The 16307-nt window shown below is 63.9% G+C and carries 15 protein-coding genes and 1 pseudogene; 6 read left to right on the top strand and 10 right to left on the bottom strand.

All coding sequences use genetic code 11. The features are described 5' to 3' along the window. Positions 1-59: 59 nt before the first annotated feature. On the bottom strand, positions 60-1058 hold the full coding sequence (gene egtD / locus CMN27_RS13295; RefSeq protein WP_293627163.1) for an L-histidine N(alpha)-methyltransferase: 999 nt from the start codon (positions 1056-1058) through the stop codon (positions 60-62). Between the two features lie 90 nt (positions 1059-1148). Here egtD and CMN27_RS13290 point away from each other — a divergent pair, with 90 nt between their 5' ends. The 3 genes from CMN27_RS13290 (at position 1149) to nadC (ending at position 4151) form a co-directional block, all read left to right on the top strand. Beyond that, positions 1149-1916, top strand: a complete 768-nt coding sequence (locus CMN27_RS13290) for a class II glutamine amidotransferase (RefSeq protein WP_293627162.1) — start codon at positions 1149-1151, stop codon at positions 1914-1916. Then, positions 1913-3043 carry an SUMF1/EgtB/PvdO family nonheme iron enzyme gene (locus CMN27_RS13285; RefSeq protein WP_293627161.1) on the top strand — a complete coding sequence of 377 codons (1131 nt, stop codon included), beginning with the start codon at positions 1913-1915 and terminating at the stop codon, positions 3041-3043. Before CMN27_RS13290 ends, CMN27_RS13285 begins: the two co-directional genes overlap by 4 nt. A gap of 238 nt (positions 3044-3281) precedes the next feature. Continuing rightward, positions 3282-4151 carry a carboxylating nicotinate-nucleotide diphosphorylase gene (gene nadC, locus CMN27_RS13280; RefSeq protein ID WP_293627159.1) on the top strand — a complete coding sequence of 290 codons (870 nt, stop codon included), beginning with the start codon at positions 3282-3284 and terminating at the stop codon, positions 4149-4151. Positions 4152-4340: 189 nt separating this feature from the next. Here nadC and CMN27_RS13275 read toward each other — a convergent pair whose 3' ends face one another. Both CMN27_RS13275 and metC read right to left on the bottom strand, forming a co-directional pair. Then, complete coding sequence (locus tag CMN27_RS13275; RefSeq protein ID WP_293627157.1) at positions 4341-5009, bottom strand: hypothetical protein; 669 nt, start codon at positions 5007-5009, stop codon at positions 4341-4343. A 57-nt stretch (positions 5010-5066) separates the two neighbouring features. Beyond that, positions 5067-6230 carry a cystathionine beta-lyase gene (metC, locus tag CMN27_RS13270; protein WP_293627155.1) on the bottom strand — a complete coding sequence of 388 codons (1164 nt, stop codon included), beginning with the start codon at positions 6228-6230 and terminating at the stop codon, positions 5067-5069. A 119-nt stretch (positions 6231-6349) separates the two neighbouring features. Here metC and CMN27_RS13265 point away from each other — a divergent pair, with 119 nt between their 5' ends. Beyond that, the gene (locus CMN27_RS13265) at positions 6350-7120 is read left to right on the top strand and encodes a glycerophosphodiester phosphodiesterase (RefSeq protein WP_293627153.1); all 771 of its coding nucleotides are present in this window, start codon (positions 6350-6352) and stop codon (positions 7118-7120) included. Between the two features lie 28 nt (positions 7121-7148). On the opposite strand, the gene CMN27_RS13260 is transcribed toward CMN27_RS13265, so the two are convergent. Both CMN27_RS13260 and sppA read right to left on the bottom strand, forming a co-directional pair. After that, positions 7149-8123, bottom strand: coding sequence for a glutathione S-transferase family protein (locus tag CMN27_RS13260; RefSeq protein WP_293627151.1), 975 nt, complete (start codon positions 8121-8123; stop codon positions 7149-7151). A gap of 3 nt (positions 8124-8126) precedes the next feature. Next, positions 8127-10004: a signal peptide peptidase SppA gene (gene sppA / locus CMN27_RS13255; protein ID WP_293627149.1), complete on the bottom strand. Its 1878-nt coding sequence runs from the start codon at positions 10002-10004 to the stop codon at positions 8127-8129. Between the two features lie 184 nt (positions 10005-10188). Between sppA and trxB the strand changes: the two genes are divergently transcribed. Both trxB and CMN27_RS13245 read left to right on the top strand, forming a co-directional pair. Then, on the top strand, positions 10189-11214 hold the full coding sequence (trxB, locus tag CMN27_RS13250; RefSeq protein WP_293627148.1) for a thioredoxin-disulfide reductase: 1026 nt from the start codon (positions 10189-10191) through the stop codon (positions 11212-11214). Between the two features lie 64 nt (positions 11215-11278). Next, positions 11279-11797 carry an NlpC/P60 family protein gene (locus tag CMN27_RS13245; RefSeq protein WP_293627146.1) on the top strand — a complete coding sequence of 173 codons (519 nt, stop codon included), beginning with the start codon at positions 11279-11281 and terminating at the stop codon, positions 11795-11797. A 736-nt stretch (positions 11798-12533) separates the two neighbouring features. On the opposite strand, the gene rplS is transcribed toward CMN27_RS13245, so the two are convergent. The 5 genes and pseudogenes from rplS to ffh all read right to left on the bottom strand — a co-directional run bounded on the left by rplS (position 12534) and on the right by ffh (position 16278). Continuing rightward, the gene (rplS, locus tag CMN27_RS13240; protein WP_293627144.1) at positions 12534-12881 is read right to left on the bottom strand and encodes a 50S ribosomal protein L19; all 348 of its coding nucleotides are present in this window, start codon (positions 12879-12881) and stop codon (positions 12534-12536) included. A 110-nt stretch (positions 12882-12991) separates the two neighbouring features. Further along, complete coding sequence (trmD, locus tag CMN27_RS13235) at positions 12992-13762, bottom strand: tRNA (guanosine(37)-N1)-methyltransferase TrmD (RefSeq protein WP_293627142.1); 771 nt, start codon at positions 13760-13762, stop codon at positions 12992-12994. Between the two features lie 17 nt (positions 13763-13779). Next, the gene (gene rimM, locus CMN27_RS13230) at positions 13780-14298 is read right to left on the bottom strand and encodes a ribosome maturation factor RimM (protein WP_293627141.1); all 519 of its coding nucleotides are present in this window, start codon (positions 14296-14298) and stop codon (positions 13780-13782) included. A gap of 174 nt (positions 14299-14472) precedes the next feature. Then, positions 14473-14709 (bottom strand): annotated as a pseudogene (gene rpsP / locus CMN27_RS13225) (30S ribosomal protein S16); the annotation flags it as partial. A 162-nt stretch (positions 14710-14871) separates the two neighbouring features. Then, positions 14872-16278, bottom strand: a complete 1407-nt coding sequence (gene ffh / locus CMN27_RS13220) for a signal recognition particle protein (RefSeq protein ID WP_293627140.1) — start codon at positions 16276-16278, stop codon at positions 14872-14874. Between the last annotated feature and the right edge of the window lie 29 nt (positions 16279-16307).

Raw genomic sequence — 16307 nt, 5'->3', positions numbered from 1 at the left:
CCGACCGCTGCTTCAATCCGTGAATGCGGCGACCTGCCCTGGTCGACGGCCGTTCCAGCTCAGGGGTTGGCCTTGCCGGCCAGTACCAGCGAATAGGCGCCGCCTTCGGCTTCGAAGTGGCGATCGATGGTCAGCCCGGCGGTTTCGAGCAGCGCGGCGAGCGTGTCCGGGGTGAACTTGTGGCTGAATTCGGTGACGATTTCCTCGCCCGCCTCGATATCGATCGTCGTATCCAGCGCGGCCAGGGTGACCCGGTGGGCATGATCGGCCGCGAGACGCATCTCGATACGTGCCATGTCGCGGTCGAACACCGCACGGTGGCTGTAATCCTGCACCGGGAAATCGCCGTCGAGCTCGCGGTTGAGCACGCGCAGTACGTTGCGGTTGAAGTCCGCTGTCACGCCCTCGGCATCGTCGTAGGCCGCCTCGAGCGTCGCCGTGTCCTTGACCCGATCGACGCCGAGTAGAAGCCGGTCGTCGTCGCGCATGAGCGCAGCAATCTGCTCGAGCATGGCCAGCGCATCCGCCGGTTCGAAATTGCCCAGCGTGCCGCCCAGAAACACGATCAGACGGCGCCCCTGGTCGGGCAGCGGCACATTCGCAAGCCCGCCGGTGTAGTCGCCGATCAGCGCATGCACCGACAGCCAGTCGTAGTCGGCCACCAGCTGCGCGCCGGCGTCCAGCATCATCTGCGCGCTGACGTCGAACGGCCAGTATCGACAGGGGCGGTTCAGGGCGTCGCAGGCGTCGAGCAGATGCCGCGTCTTGCGCGAGCTGCCGCTGCCCAGTTCGAGCATATGCTCGGGCGCGGCCGCTTCGATGATCTCGCGGCCGTGCGCTGCGAGCAGGCCGGCTTCGCTGCGCGACGGGTAATACTCCGGGGTGGCACAGATGGCCTCGAACAGGGCCGAGCCGTGATCATCGTAGAAATATTTCGGCGACAGCCAGCGCGGAGGCGCCAGCAGGCCGGCGCTTACATCATCGGCAAGAGACGCCAGCTGCCGCTCGGGCGCCACGTCCGTGCTCGTCAGGCGTGTGCCGGTCGGGGAATCGGTCATAAGATGCTGTTCCGCTGTGCGGTTCTTTGGGCGTGTTGATGCCGGAAGGTTATCATCGGTGGGTAACCTTAATATTTCGGACTTGTACGGATGTGCCGAATCGCCGGCTTCATCGGCGCGCACCCGCTTTCTCTGCGCACGCTGATCACCGACCCGCCGCATGGCCTCGGCCATCAGGCCTGGGCCGCGCGCGAAATGGCCAGCGCGACGGTCAACGCCGATGGCTGGGGTGCCGCCTGGCTCGATGAGTCGGGCCGCCCCGCCGGTTATCGACAAATTCTGCCGATCTGGGCGGATATCAACCTCGCCTCGCTCGGCCGCAGCCTGAAGTCGCCGCTGTGGCTGGCCAATGTACGCAGCGCCACCGCGGGCCTGGGTACCGACTATGCCAATACCCAGCCGTTCTACAGCGACGACTGGCTGTTCACCCACAACGGCTTCATCGACAACTTCGCCCGTACGCTGCGCTCGCAGCTGCGCGCCCAGATCGCGCCCGAGATCGAAACCACCATCAACGGCAATACCGACTCCGAATACCTGTTCGCGCTGATGCGCCAGCAGACCGGCACGCTCAGCGAACGGCTGCGCGCGGTGATCGGGCTTATCCGTAGCTGGCTTGCCGATGCGCCCGAGGTACGGGCATTGCTGAACATGATTGCCAGCGACGGTCGCCAGATGGTGGCCGTGCGTGCCGCGGTGAACGGTGATGCGCCGTCGCTGTATTTCCATGCCGACTGGCATGGCGGCACGGCGATCGGCTCGGAAGCGTTTGATGACCAGCCGGGCTGGACCCGTGTAGCGTCGGGCGAGATGATCATCGCCGAAGCCGGCCAATCACCGCGACGGGAATCGCTATGACCGCCAACCCGCCCACTCGTATCGCCCAGCTCCGACAGGCGAGCGTTGCCATGCTCGACGGACTCAGCCCCGCCGAGCAGCGCTGCCAGAGCCATCCCGAACTCAGCCCCATGCTCTGGCACGTCGGCCATGTGCTGTTCATGGAAACCTACTGGCTGGCCGAGCGCGTGTTCGGCGACAGCTCGGTTACCGAGGCCTGGCGCGACTTGTACGTGCCGGAAATCTCGGCCAAGGACGCCCGCAGCGCACGTCTGCCCGACGCCGCCGATCTGCGCGCCTGGGCGAGCGCTCTGGCCGAAGAAAACGATGCCTACTGGCAGCGCGCGAACGACGTCGATCACCCGTTGCTTACCGACGACTACCTGGCCGCATTCGTACGCCAGCACTATGCCCAGCACCTGGAAACCATGCGCCTCGTGCGCGCCCAGCTTGCGCTGGCCGCGGACGACGTCATGCCCGCAGCGATCGAGCCGGCACAGCCCGATGGCCGTTTCGAAACGATCGCCGCCCATAGCGTGGATATCGGCACTCCGACCATCGATGCCTACGATAACGAACAGCCAGTCTTCACGGCCCACCCGGCCACCTTCGCGATCGCGCCGTACTGCGTAACCAACGACCAGTGGCTCGGGTTCATCCAGGCCGGTGGTTACGAGTGCCGAGAGTGGTGGGACGCCGCCGGCTGGGCCTGGCGCGAACAGGCACAGGTACAACACCCGCAGCACTGGCAGCCGCTCGCCGATGGCTGGGCGATTGCCGGCGACACTACGCCCGATGTGGGCGCACGGCCCGTACACGGTATCGGCTGGTACGAAGCCCGCGCTTTTGCCCGCTATGCCGGCGCACGGCTGCCGCGCGAACTGGAATGGGAAGCCGCCCGCCGTGCCGGCGTTTTGGGCGACGTGGAGCAGGTCTGGGAATGGTGCGACGACGCCTTCTATCCCTACCCCGGCTTTCGTGCCTTTCCCTACGACGGCTATTCCATGCCGTGGTTCGACGGCGCGCATTTCGTGGCCCGCGGGGCCAGCGTGCACAGCGAGCCGGAGGTGTGTCGGCCGGGCTTTCGCAACTTCTATCCGCCCACCCATCGGCACGTACACGCCGGCCTGCGCCTGGCACGCGCCTGAGGCGAACGGCCGCGGTCGCAAACGGCCGATGTCTTATACTGCGCCCTGCGGTTATGGGCCCGGTATGAGCAAACCCGGGTTATCGAGGCATGTATGCGAAGGCATACGTAGCGTTGCCAAAGGCCGCGAAGCCATCGAAAAAACACCGCCACCTGCGGTCGTTGGTTTCTCGATGGCGTTGAAAACAGCGCACGTAGTCAGCTGTTTGTTGCCGGATTAATAACACGCGAGACACACCATGTCGCAGATCGATCTCACCCTGCCCGACGATATCGACAGCACGGTCGAACGCGCGCTTGCCGAGGACATCGGTGACGGCGACCGCAACGCGGCGCTGGTCGACGACAGCCTGCAGGCCAAGGCACGGGTCATCGTGCGTGAAAACGCAATCCTCTCCGGCGCGCCCTGGTTCGAACGCAGCTTCACGGCGCTCGACGAGCGGGTGCGTATCGACTGGCTTTCCAACGACGGCCAGCGCATCCACTCGAACACGCCCGTCTGCGAGATCACGGGCCCGGTACGGGCACTGCTCAGCGGCGAGCGCACCGCCCTGAATTTCCTGCAGTTGCTATCCGGCGTCGCCAGTTCCACATCCGACTTCGTGGAACGGGTCAAGGGCACGAACACCCAAATCATCGATACCCGTAAGACCCTGCCCGGCCTGCGCAGCGCCCAACGCTATGCGGTGCGCTGCGGCGGCGGCATAAACCATCGCTTCGGGCTGTTCGACGCCATCCTCATCAAGGAAAACCACATCATGGCGGCCGGTTCCATCGAAACCGCGGTCGCGAAAGCACGCGAAAGCGCGGCCGGCCAGTTCGTGCAGGTCGAGATCGAAACGCTCGAGGAACTCGAACAGGCGCTGGAAGCCGGATGCGACGGCGTCTTGCTCGACAACCTCGCAAGCCACGTGCTCGCACGCGCGGTGAACATGGCCGATGCACATCGCCGGCGTTTTCGCCGCGATATCGTCATCGAAGCCTCGGGCGATATCAGCCTGCGCAATGTACGCGAGGTGGCCGATACCGGCGTGGACCGCATTTCCATCGGCGGGCTGACCAAGCATATTCGTGCCACCGATTTCTCGATGCGCATGCATACCGACTGAGGCCGCGTTGATCGACGCGACCTGAACGCTCTAGCTAACCCGACATGACACACAAGCCGTTTCAGGTTAACGGCGCGCGTATGCGAGCACTCGCGCGCCGCCCCAAGGCTTCGGCAAAACAGCTGGCCCAGTCAGCCAGCTGTTTTGGTGACGGATTGATACGCCCGCCCGACCGGCGAGCGCAATCATTCAGAAGCGATAGTCCAGGCCCAGCATCACCACCGGGTAGATCGGCAGCTTGTCTAGATCATCCTGGATACCGTCTTTTTCCTCTTCTACCGCATCCCGGGCGATCGGATTGACGCTGGATGCGCCGCTGAGTTCGACGTTCACGTCGGGGTCGCCCAGATAGAACACACCGATATCGGCGCTAAAGCCCAACCCACCCTCGGCGCCCGGCGACTTGCCCCAGCCGAAGCCGATATAGGGCGAAACCGAATCGTAGCGTGCGGTCGCGTCGAGCCGGTCGCCCTGCACGAGGATGCCTTCGTTATCGCCCAGATCGCAGGTGGTCTGTTCGCAGACAGCGCTGCCGTTGATCTTGTCGTCGTTGAGCATCACGCCGCCGGTCAGGCGGAACACGCCGCCGAAGGGGTGGTAGTCCAGCAGCAATGCGCCGTGCAGCAGATCGACGTTGCCGCTGTAATCGAGATCGCTGCCGCCATCGGCCGTAAAATCCACGTCGGTGCTGAAGCCCGCGACCATGGCACGCGTCTGTACGCGCTCTGTCCATGCATAGGAAACCTGGCCACCCACGCCGAGCGTACCGGCCACGGCACCCACACTGAAATCACCTGCCTGCGCACCGCAGGCCATCGCCGCGAGACCAACGGCCCCCAGCCACTGCATTTTTTTCATTGAATCGCCCTCGCAATACGCACCGCCGGCTGCAGCACGCTCTGTCGGGCATATCGGCTAAGCGGCCAACCTCTTTAAGCCGGCTGCCAGATCGGCGATCAGATCGTCCACTGCTTCAAGACCGGCATGGATACGCAGCGTCGGCCCCTCGTCGGACCAGCGTGTCGCCGTACGGCTGCGGTTCGGGTCGACCGCGAGGATCAGGCTCTCGTAACCACCCCAGGAAAAACCCATGCCGAACAGTTCGAGATGATCGAGCATGGCGGCCAGGCGGTCCCGCTCGATCGGCGCCAGCACGACCGAAAACAGCCCGCTCGCGCCCGTGAAATCCCGGGCGAACAGCGCATGCTGTGGATGATCCGCACGCGCTGGATGGATCACCCGGGCCACCTGAGGCTGGGCCGCCAGCCATTCCGCCAGGGCGATGCCGTTGGCCTGATGGGTGGGCAGACGCTGGCCCAGCGTGCGCAGCCCGCGCAGGCCGAGATAGATATCGTCCGGGCCGGCACAGTAGCCCATGCCGGCCGCGGTCTTGCGCACGTTCATGTAGTGCGCCTCGTTGCAGTTGATTACGCCGAGCATGGCATCGGCGTGACCCACCAGATACTTGGTCGCGGCATGAATCGAGATATCCACGCCGTGGTCGAAGGCCTTGAAATACAGCGGCGTGGCCCAGGTGTTGTCCGCCATGACGGTCACACCGTGGCGATGGGCCACCTCGGCCAGGGCCGGGATATCGCTGATTTCAAAAGTCAGCGAGCCCGGGGCCTCCAGAAAGAGTACGCGCGTGGCATCGGTCACGCGGGCTTCCAGAGCCTCGGGATCAATCGTCGGGTCGAAATACTCGGTGGTCACGCCCAGCTGCTTGAGCAGACCATCGCAAAGCTTGCGCGTGGGTCCGTAGACGTTGTCGGTCACCAGAAAGTGGGCGCCCTGCCTGGCGTGGCTCATCAGCGCCGCGGTGATCGCCGCCAGACCCGAGCAGGCGGTGACCGCGCCGTGCGCGCCTTCCAATTCGGCCACGGCGTCCTCGAAGGCGAACTGCACTGGCGTGCCGTTACGGCCATAGTAAACACCCTCGAAGGGATTGGCCGCCGCACGCTCGAGGGCGTCGAGCGATTCGAACAATACTGTCGATGCATGATAGACGGGCGGGTTGACCATGCCCTGTTGCCGGGCCGGGTCACGTCCGGCGTGCACGAGTCGGGTGGCGGTTTTCATGCGTGCTTCGATCCTTTGTGTTCGCTGAGCCGGCCCTGTCAGGCTGGCGGGCCTCTATACTTGCGCCCATCCTTCGGCTTGAAACGCAGTCTGCCGTGAATCGACATCTTGAAGCCTTATTGTCCCATACGGCAGAGGCCGTTCTTGCACGGCTGCCGCATCGGGCCCCCGATCAGCAGGCGCTGGCGAACGCCCGTATCGTGTCGCATCGCGGCGAACGCGATGGGCGCCGCGTTCGCGAAAACACGTTTGCGGCATTCGATCCCGCCGTCGCTGCGGGCGTGGCCGGCATCGAATTCGACATTCGTTATACGCGGGACGACGAACCGGTGGTGGTCCACGACGCCGATCTGAAGCGCGTGTTCGGCCTGAACGACGTCGTCGCCGAGACGCCCTGGCCCACCCTGCGTCGGCGGGTGCCGGAGCTGCCCCATCTGGACAGTTTTCTGGAGCGCTATGCGTCGCGCGCCCACCTCATGCTCGAAATCAAGACACGGGGTACACCCCCGGCCGAACGGCGCCTGCTCGACCTCCTGTCGCCGCTGGTTCCCCAGCAGGATTTTCACGTGCTGTCGCTGGATACGAAGCTGTTCGAAGCGGTGGCCGAGCTACCTGCGCGCTGCCACCTGCCGGTTGCCAAGTTCAACCTCAATACCCTGTACGAGTGGGCGCTGAACCACGAATGCGCCGGCCTGGCCGGGCCCTTCGGCCTGTTACGCCCGCATCATATCCGTGGCCTGCATGAAAAGCGGTCGCTCGTTGGCAGCGGCTTCATCTGCAGCCCTGCCATGTGCCGGCGCGAGATCGCGCGCGGCGTGAACTGGGTGTTTTCCAACCACGCCGTGCGCCTGCAGCGCAGCCTGGAGAGCGCCCGCCAAAACGGGCGATGACAGATCGCTGGCCTGAGACGCCCGGGGCCTAAGTCACCGCCCCGGCCGCGGCACGCCCATGGGGCGCATACAAATCGAGTGCCGGACCCACCGGCACGATACCGGTCGGATTGATGGTCGGATGGCTGCGGTAGTAGTGCTGCTTGATATGGTCGAAATTGGTGGTTTCGGCAATTCCCGGCACTTGGTAGAGCTCGCGCAGATAGCCCGACAGATGCGGATAGTCGGCAATACGGCGCAGATTGCACTTGAAGTGGCCGACATAAACCGCGTCGAAACGCACCAGGGTGACGAACAGCCGCCAGTCGGCTTCGGTGATACGACTGCCGGCCAGATAGCGCTGTTCGGCCAGGCGCGCATCGAGCCAGTCGAGCGTGGCGAACAGCTTTTCGAAAGCCTGTTCGTAGGCGTCCTGGGTGGTCGCGAAGCCGGCCTTGTACACGCCGTTGTTCACGTCGTGATACACGCGTTCGTTGACGGCATCGATCTCGGCACGCAGCTCGCTCGGGTAATAATCGCGCTCGGGATGCTCGGCCACGGTATCGAAGGCGCTGTTGAACATGCGCACGATATCCGCTGATTCGTTCGAGACGATGGTTTCGTGGTGGCGATCCCATAGGGTGGGCGTGGTTACACGACCGGTATAGCCGCTCGCCGCCTTCTGGTACAGCTCGAACAGATGATCCAGGCCGTACAGCGGGTCCCGGATCGTGCCGGGCGCATCGGAAAAGCTCCAGCCCCACTCGCCCATATAAGGATCGACGATCGATAGGCCAATCGCCGACTCCAGCCCCTTGAGCTTGCGTAGGATCAGGGTGCGGTGGGCCCAGGGGCAGGCCAGCGACACATACAAGTGGTAACGCCCGGCTTCGGCAGTAAAGCGCGAATCGGGATCGGCGCTCACCCAGTCGCGAAAGCCGGCCGACTCGCGCACGAACTTGCCGCCCGTGGAATCGGTGTCATACCACGGGTCTTTCCATTGCCCTTCGACAAGCAGTCCCATGCTTCACTCCACGCGTGTTTGAGGTAGCGAAACGCGCGAGCCGGGGCGCGCCTCGTTATCGAGCGCACAGAAACAATGCGCATACAGATGCCGCGGATCATTGAGCCCGTTACGCAGCCAATCAAGGGCCGATGCGTCGGTGACCTTCGACAGCCAGGCCGGCACGATCGCGGATTGGACGTTCGAACTCAAAAATTCCCGAATAGCGGCGCGCCAGTCCGAAGGCGGCAGCATGGGCTGGAGCGTGTAGTCGTCGGCGCCCAGGCCCGCAAGCTTGGCGGTGGCCTGTTCGGCATCCAGATAGCCGCCCAGCTGGTCGACAAGGCCCAGACGCTCGGCATCGATGCCGCTCCAGACCCGGCCCTGGGCGATCTCGCGCACGGCGTCTTCCTGCATGTTGCGCGCACTGGCCACGCGCGAGACGAACTCGTCGTAGCCGTGTTCGACGCCGGCCTGGAGCATGGCTTTGACCGGCTCCGACAGCGGCTGATCCAGGCGCAATGCACCCGACAGCGGCGTGGTGCCCACCCCATCGGTATGGATGCCCAGATCGTTCAGCGGCTTGGCAAATGTAGGCACGATGCCGAAGATGCCGATCGAGCCGGTGACGGTCGCCGGCTCCGCCCAGATCTGGTCGGCATTCATGGAAATCCAGTAGCCGCCGGAGGCCGCGACGCCGGCCATCGATACCACCACCGGTTTGCCCGCCTCCCGGGTGAGCTGGACCTCGCGGCGAATACGCTCTGAGGCGGTCACCGAGCCGCCCGGTGAATTCACCCGCAGCAGTAGTGCTGCGACATGGTCGTCGCGACGGGCATCGGCAATCAGGCGGGCAATGGTGTCGCCGCCGGCCGAGCCCGGCACGCTTTCGCCGTCGACGATGCCGCCTTCGACCACGACCACCGCGATTTGGCTTTCGGTGGCCGGCGCCGACTGCTGAGCCTCGGTGGCATTCAGGTAGTCCACGTAATGAATCTGGCGAAAGCTGCCGTGGGTCTCGTCGCGGCCCACCAGGTTGCTCACTTCGCTGCGAATATCCGACAGCGGTGCGACCGTATCGACCAGACCGGCCTCCCGGGCCACGGCCGCGGCATCGCCGCCGGCGCGGACGAGCGTATCGGCATAGCTTTCGGTATAGCGGTCGATATCGGCCGCGGCGAACTCACGATCGGCGCTGACTTCGTCGCGATAGATCTGCCACAGCGAGTTCATCCAGGCCTGGTTGGCGGCACGCGCCTGGGGCGACATATCGTTACGGGTATAGGGCTCCACATAGGATTTGTATTCGCCCACGCGAAACACGTTGACCTCGATGCCGAGCTTGTCGATCGCGTCCTTGTAGTAGTTGCGATACACGCCGTAGCCGGGAATGAGCACATAGCCCAGCGGGTCCATGTAGATGGTGTCGGCATGCGAGGCGAGCGCGTACTGGGCCTGATCGTAGGCCGGTGCCCAGGCATAGACGGGCTTGCCGGACTGCTTGAAGCGATCGATCGCGGCGATCAGGTCCTGCAGCTGGCCGGGCTGGGCACTGCCCAGTTCATCGAGCTTGAGAAACGCGAGCTTGATACGGCCGTCGTCGGCGGCCCGGTCCAGCGAGTCGATCAGATCGCGAACGACCGACTGTGGCTGTGGCTGCGCCACCGCGGCCCCCAGAAGCGAGCCGACGCCGTGATTACGCTGCTCTACCAGATCGCCGCTGGGCGCCCAGACCAGGGCCGTATCCTGCTCCACGCTCACGCTGGGTGCACTGAAGAAGGCGAAATACACCCCGACCGGGATCAGCACCAGCGTCACGATCAGCAATAGCGCATAAAACAGCAGGATCGTGCGCCAGATGCCACGAAAAAGACGACGAATAAGCGAGGGTTTCTTGGCCACGACAACTCCAAAGGACCGAACCGATGATCCATGAACGGCTCGATCGCTGAACGACAAGGCTGGATGCAAACGCGCGCGACGCGTGGCAGTGTAGCCGCTCGCACTGCCCTTCGCGACTTGAATCGGGCGCGAATGCGCCACATCAAGTGGAATCTAGACCGCCAATTCTGCGCCAGGATCGATAATGAGCAAAGACGACAGCAAACCCGTGATTCATCACCGGCTTATCATTCTCGGCTCCGGCCCCGCCGGCTATACCGCGGCCGTTTATGCCGCCCGCGCCAACCTCAAGCCGGTCCTGCTCACCGGTATGGAACAGGGCGGCCAGCTCATGACCACGACGGACGTGGACAACTGGCCCGGCGATGTCGAAGGCTTGCAGGGCCCGGGGCTGATGCAGCGCATGGAAGAACATGCCAAGCGCTTCGATACCGAGATCGTATTCGATCATATCCATACCACCGACCTGTCGAAACCGCCCTATCGGCTTGAAGGCGATCGCGGCATCTATACCTGCGATGCGCTGATCATCGCCACGGGTGCGACCGCGCGCTATCTGGGCCTGGAATCGGAAACCGCCTTCATGGGCAAGGGCATTTCCGCCTGCGCGACCTGCGACGGCTTTTTCTATCGCAACAAGAACGTCGCGGTTGTCGGCGGCGGCAATACCGCCCTGGAAGAAGCGCTGTATCTGTCCAACATCGCCGCTCACGTCACGGTGGTGCATCGTCGCGACAAGTTCCGCGGCGAGAAGATTCTGGCCGACAAGCTCTTCGACAAGGTTGCCAACGGCAATGTGTCGATCGTCTGGGATCACGAGCTCGACGAAGTGCTCGGCGACGAGATGGGCGTGACCGGCGGCCGCATCAAGCACCGCGAAAGCGGCGAAACCCAGCAGCTCGATGTCGACGGCATCTTCATCGCGATCGGCCACAAGCCCAACACCGATATCTTCGAAGGCCAACTGGACATGGCCGGCGGCTATATCAAGGTACAGAGCGGCACCCAGGGCAACGCCACGGCCACCAGCAAGCCTGGCGTGTTCGCAGCCGGCGACGTCATGGACCATGTTTACCGTCAGGCCATCACCTCGGCTGGCACGGGCTGCATGGCCGCGCTCGATGCCGAAAAATACCTCGATGCCCTGAGCGAAGACGAAACCGCGCGCGAAGCGCACGTCGAAAGTCAGGCCGCGCATCGCGAGGTATGACCCAGGGCGTACGGCGCATACGGTGAACTAGCCGTATGCGCCGGCCTTGATGCATGATTGCGCCATGACAATCCGAACGCGCACGGCGCGCGCGCTAAGCGCCACACTTCTGATTCTGATCGGCGCGGCCGCGCTGATCATGGTCGGCTGTAGCAGCACGCCGAGCAAGAACGAAATCCCGCCCACCACCGATACGCGCGCCGCCGTCGCGGATGCCGCCATTCAGGCACTGGGGCGCCCCTACCGCGCCGGTGCGGCCGGCCCGCAGGCATACGACGACAGCGGGCTGGTCTATGCCGCCTATCAGAGCGTGGGCGCGGCCCTGCCGCGCGATATCCAGGCCCAGCTGGATACCGGCAAGCCAATCGAACTCGCCGAAGCCGAGCCGGCCGATCTGCTGTTCTTCCGCGTCGAAGACAGCCAGGGCGGCGATCGTCTTCTGGTGGGCATGTACACCCAGGCCGGTGAAATGCTGATGGCCAATCCCGGCTTCGGCGGCAGCAACAGCGGCGTGGCGCTGTTCGATACCGACGACGACTTCTGGGCCCAGCGCCTGGTCGGCGTGGTGCGTCAGCTGCCCTGACCTCAGCGTTTTTAAAAGCGCCGTTGTTCACGCGCAGGTCCGCATGCGGCGCGGATATGCGCCCATCGGGCCTTCAAGGGATCGGTCTTTTGCGCCGAGTTGCGCACGATCTGCGTGTCTGGGAACAACCAGCTGCGTCTCATACCGAGTCACGAAGCCATTGATCCACAGATTACGCTGATTACGCAGATGTATTGATTTGGCTCTGGTTGGCGATCGCGGGCATTGGCGCTTTGGCTTTTGGTGGCAGTAGCCGGTCGGAAAGATCCGCAGATTGACGCAGATCACACAGATCAACGACAGGAACTCGCGGTCTTTCGCTGTCGGCGGGCGCAGGTGCCACGCTTGCTCATCTGTGTAATCTGCGAAATCTGTGGTTGCTCTTGAAGAACGAAGGCATCACACGGTCGAGTAACGAACGCGGCACAGATCCCGCTGCGCCTGCAGATTGCCTTCAGCGCGGGCCGCGATGGGGCTTCAAGCCATCCCATTACTGGGTAATTGCGAGGTTAAGCATGGCGCTTGAACATCAACGCTAAGCTTCCAGCGATCTGTCTTTGCCTTATTCGCGTGTCTTCGCGTTCATTTGCGGACCACCTACTGGTCTAGTTGGCCCGCTAAGCTTCACGCTTGGTCAACAAACGGCTCAATCGCAGTCAGATACAAAAACGGCGCCTCGCGGGCGCCGTTTTCGTTGCGGCCATGCATGGGGCTGCATGGCGGCCGGGAAAAGCGTTTAGAGCTTTTCCTTGATACGGGCCGACTTGCCGCTGCGCTCGCGCAGATAGTAGAGCTTGGCACGACGCACGTCGCCGCGACGCAGCACCTTGATCTCAGCCACATTCGGCGAGAAGGTCTGGAACACGCGCTCCACGCCTTCGCCGTGCGATACCTTGCGCACCGTGAAAGCCGAATTCAGGCCGCGGTTGCGCTTGGCGATCACGATGCCTTCGAAGGCCTGCAGGCGCTCACGGTCGCCTTCCTTCACGCGCACCTGAACGACCACCATATCGCCGGCCGAGAAATCCGGAATGTTCTTGCCGCTCTGCTGCTCGGCTTCCAGTTCGTCGATGATGTTGCTCATGGTCAGTCTCTAGTAGCGTTCTTGGAGGCCACGGGGGCGTTGAAAGACGCGGCAGTATACCGGAACTCGTCGCGTTTTTCGCCACCCGTGGCGAGGTTTTTCGATAAATTCTATTCGCCGGCCCCGTCGGGGTCGCCGGACTCGCCTTTCTGTTCGGCGATATACGCCTCCAGCAGCGCCTTCTGTGTTGCGTCGAGTTCGCGGCGTGCCAGCAAGTCCGGGCGCCGACGCCAGGTCGCACCCAGTGCCTGCTGCGCCCGCCAGCGCTCGATGCGGGCGTGATCGCCGCTGAGCAGCACCGACGGCACGTCGCGATCGGCAAACCGGGGCGGACGAGTGTAATGCGGATGATCGAGCAGTCCGTTGACGAACGAATCCTCGCTCGCCGATCGGCTGTCGCCGAGCACGCCGGACAACAGCCGGGCGACGGCATCGACGATCATCATCGCCGGCAGCTCGCCGCCGGAGAGCACCACGTCGCCAACCGAGAGTTCCTTGTCGACATAGGCATCGACAAAGCGTTGGTCGATACCCTCGTAGCGCCCGCAGACCAGCACGAACCCCTCGCCTTCGGCCAGCCGCTGTGCCTCATCCTGATCGAATGCCTGCCCCTGCGGCGACGGCATGATGACCGGTACCCGATTTGCGCGCGCTGCCTGGATTCGTTCGAGAGTCGCGGCCAGCGGCGGGCCCTGCATGACCATACCCGGGCCACCGCCATAGGGGCGGTCGTCGATACGCCTGCTGGCGTTGTCGGCGTCGTCGCGCGGGTTCCAGCAGGCAAGCTCGAGACGCGATTCGCGCAGCCCACGCCCGACCACGCCGAACTGCTCGAGCTGGCCGACCCACTCGGGGAACAGCGTGACGACATCGATACGCATTGCCGATGTGCCCGGGTCTAGAACTCGGGATCCCAGTCGGCCACGATCCGGCCTGCTTCGAGATCCACGTCGTCGATGATTTCGCCCACCACGAACGGCACCAGTCGTTCACGATCGCCCTGGAGCACCAGCACATCGTTGGCGCCGGTTTCCATCATCGCCTTGACGCGGCCCAGCGGCGCGCCGTCGAGAGTGACCACGTCCAGCCCGACCAGGTCGAACCAGTAGTACTCACCGTCTTCGGGCTCGGGCAGCTGGTCGCGTTCGACCGCGATCTGCAGATCAATCAACTCGGCTGCGGCGTCGCGGTCGCCTAATGGCGTGTCGCCATCAGCCAGACAGGCGACGAGCGTCTTGCCCTGCTCGCGCGCATCCAGAACGCGAAAAGGCCGCCAGGTTTCATCCTGGCGGCCTATCAGCCAATCCTCGTATTCCAAAAGATTGACGGCCGGGCGCGTGTAGGAATAGACCTTGATCCATCCCTTCACGCCGAACAGCCCGCTCACATGGCCGAGAACGACAGGTCGGTCTGCCATGCGTGCAGGCCCGCGGGGTTATTCCGCGGCGCCGGCCTGGTTTTCGTCGGCCTGCGGGGCGGCTTCGGCGGACTGATCTCCCGTCGCGCCGGCCGGCACCGTCTGGTTCGGCGCTTCCTTGGCCTTGCTCACCGGCGGCGCGGCGCGGGCCGGAGCCTGGCCTTCACCATGGCGGTTAAAGCTCTTGACCAGGTTGGTCACACGCTCGGAGAGCTGTGCACCATGGCCCTTCCAGTACTCGATACGCTCGATATCGAGACGCAGCGGCACTTCGCCACCGATCGCGACCGGGTTGAAGAAACCCAGGCGTTCGATATAACGACCGTCGCGCCCGTTGCGCATGTCGGTCACTACGATGTGATAGAAGGGACGCTTCTTAGCGCCGCCGCGCTGCAGCCGAATTTTGACCATAGCCGTTTATTTATGCCGTTGATATGAATGAACGATGCTGCAAGCGGGACATAAATCGCCGCTCAAGCTCGTACAAAGATCGCGCATTGTACGCCAATAGCAGAAAAAGGAAAGCACCGATCGGGCAAATCGCGGCCGAACCGGCGCCAAGACCCCTGAGCGCTATCGGCCCATGCCCGGGGGCAGCGTGCCACCACCGCCCATGCCGGGCGGCATGCCGCCACCGCCGCCGCCCATGCCCTGCATGGCGCGCATCATCTTCTTCATGCCCCCGCCCTTGAACTTCTTCATCATCTTGCGCATTTGCAGATGTTGTTTGAGCAGGCGGTTGATGTCCTGAACCTGGGTGCCCGAACCGCTGGCGATCCGGCGCTTGCGCGAGGCCTTGATCACGTCGGGAAAGGCGCGTTCCTGGGCGGTCATGGAATCGACGATGGCCAGCATGCGCTTGACCTGGGTGTCGTCGGCCGCGGCGGCCATGCCCTTGGGCATCTGCGCGCCGCCGGGCAGCTTCTCCATGAGCGCGCCGAGCCCGCCCATTTCCTGCATCTGGCGCAGCTGGTCGGCCAGATCGTTGAGATCGAAGCCCTTGCCCTTCTGCAGTTTCTTGGCGAGCTTTTCGGCCTTCTGACGATCGACCTTCTGTTCGGCTTCCTCGACCAGCGACAGCACGTCGCCCATGCCGAGAATGCGCGAGGCCACACGGTCCGGATGGAACGGCTCGAGCGCTTCGAGCTTTTCGCCCACGCCCAGGAACTTGATCGGCTTGCCGGTGATCTGGCGCACCGACAGTGCGGCACCACCACGGGCATCGCCATCGACCTTGGTAAGCACCACGCCGGTCAACGGCAGCGCGTCGCCGAAGGCCTTGGCGGTGTTGGCCGCGTCCTGGCCGGTCATGGCATCGACCACGAACAGCGTTTCGGCCGGGGTGAGCGCCTCGTTCAGGGCGCTGATCTCGGCCATCATCTTGTCGTCGATACCCAGCCGACCGGCGGTATCCACGATCAACACGTCATAGAAGCCCTTGCGCGCGGCCTCCATCGCCGACTGTGCGATCTTGATCGGCTTGTCGGTCGACTGGCTCGGATGAAAATCCACGCCCACATCGCTTGCGACGCGGGCGAGCTGATCGATGGCCGCCGGGCGATACACGTCGGTGGAGACGACCAGTACGGATTTCTTCTCGCGCTGCTTGAGATAGCGCGCGAGCTTACCGGTGGAGGTGGTCTTGCCGGCGCCCTGAAGGCCGGCCATGAGCACCACCGCCGGCGGCTTAACGCGCAGGTCGAGGCTTTCGTTGGCCTCACCCAGCAATGAAGTGAGCTCGTCCTTGACGATCTTGATGAGCGCCTGGCCGGGCGTGAGGCTGGTCATCACCTCGTTGCCCACCGCGCGTGCACGAATATCGTCGACGAACTGCTTGACCACGGGCAGCGCCACGTCGGCTTCGAGCAGCGCCATGCGCACTTCGCGCAGGGTGGCCTTGATGTTGTCTTCGGTCAGCCGGCCGCGGCCGCGGATGGTCTGAAAACTGCGATTGAGCCGATCACTCAGACTGTCGAACATGCACGCGCTCGATCGATGGAACCATGAAG

The sequence above is a fragment of the Salinisphaera sp. genome (assembly GCF_002729955.1).
GTDB lineage: Bacteria > Pseudomonadota > Gammaproteobacteria > Nevskiales > Salinisphaeraceae > Salinisphaera.
Note: the sequence above shows the minus strand (reverse complement) of the source record. Positions and strands in the feature narration are given on the sequence as shown.

Coding starts and splice junctions, on each gene's coding strand:
- egtD (WP_293627163.1), bottom strand. CDS start 1,058: ATGACCGATTCCCCGACCGGCACACGCCTGACGAGCACGGACGTGGCG.
- CMN27_RS13290 (WP_293627162.1), top strand. CDS start 1,149: ATGTGCCGAATCGCCGGCTTCATCGGCGCGCACCCGCTTTCTCTGCGC.
- CMN27_RS13285 (WP_293627161.1), top strand. CDS start 1,913: ATGACCGCCAACCCGCCCACTCGTATCGCCCAGCTCCGACAGGCGAGC.
- nadC (WP_293627159.1), top strand. CDS start 3,282: ATGTCGCAGATCGATCTCACCCTGCCCGACGATATCGACAGCACGGTC.
- CMN27_RS13275 (WP_293627157.1), bottom strand. CDS start 5,009: ATGAAAAAAATGCAGTGGCTGGGGGCCGTTGGTCTCGCGGCGATGGCC.
- metC (WP_293627155.1), bottom strand. CDS start 6,230: ATGAAAACCGCCACCCGACTCGTGCACGCCGGACGTGACCCGGCCCGG.
- CMN27_RS13260 (WP_293627151.1), bottom strand. CDS start 8,123: ATGGGACTGCTTGTCGAAGGGCAATGGAAAGACCCGTGGTATGACACC.
- trxB (WP_293627148.1), top strand. CDS start 10,189: ATGAGCAAAGACGACAGCAAACCCGTGATTCATCACCGGCTTATCATT.
- CMN27_RS13245 (WP_293627146.1), top strand. CDS start 11,279: ATGACAATCCGAACGCGCACGGCGCGCGCGCTAAGCGCCACACTTCTG.
- rplS (WP_293627144.1), bottom strand. CDS start 12,881: ATGAGCAACATCATCGACGAACTGGAAGCCGAGCAGCAGAGCGGCAAG.
- trmD (WP_293627142.1), bottom strand. CDS start 13,762: ATGCGTATCGATGTCGTCACGCTGTTCCCCGAGTGGGTCGGCCAGCTC.
- rimM (WP_293627141.1), bottom strand. CDS start 14,298: ATGGCAGACCGACCTGTCGTTCTCGGCCATGTGAGCGGGCTGTTCGGC.
- ffh (WP_293627140.1), bottom strand. CDS start 16,278: ATGTTCGACAGTCTGAGTGATCGGCTCAATCGCAGTTTTCAGACCATC.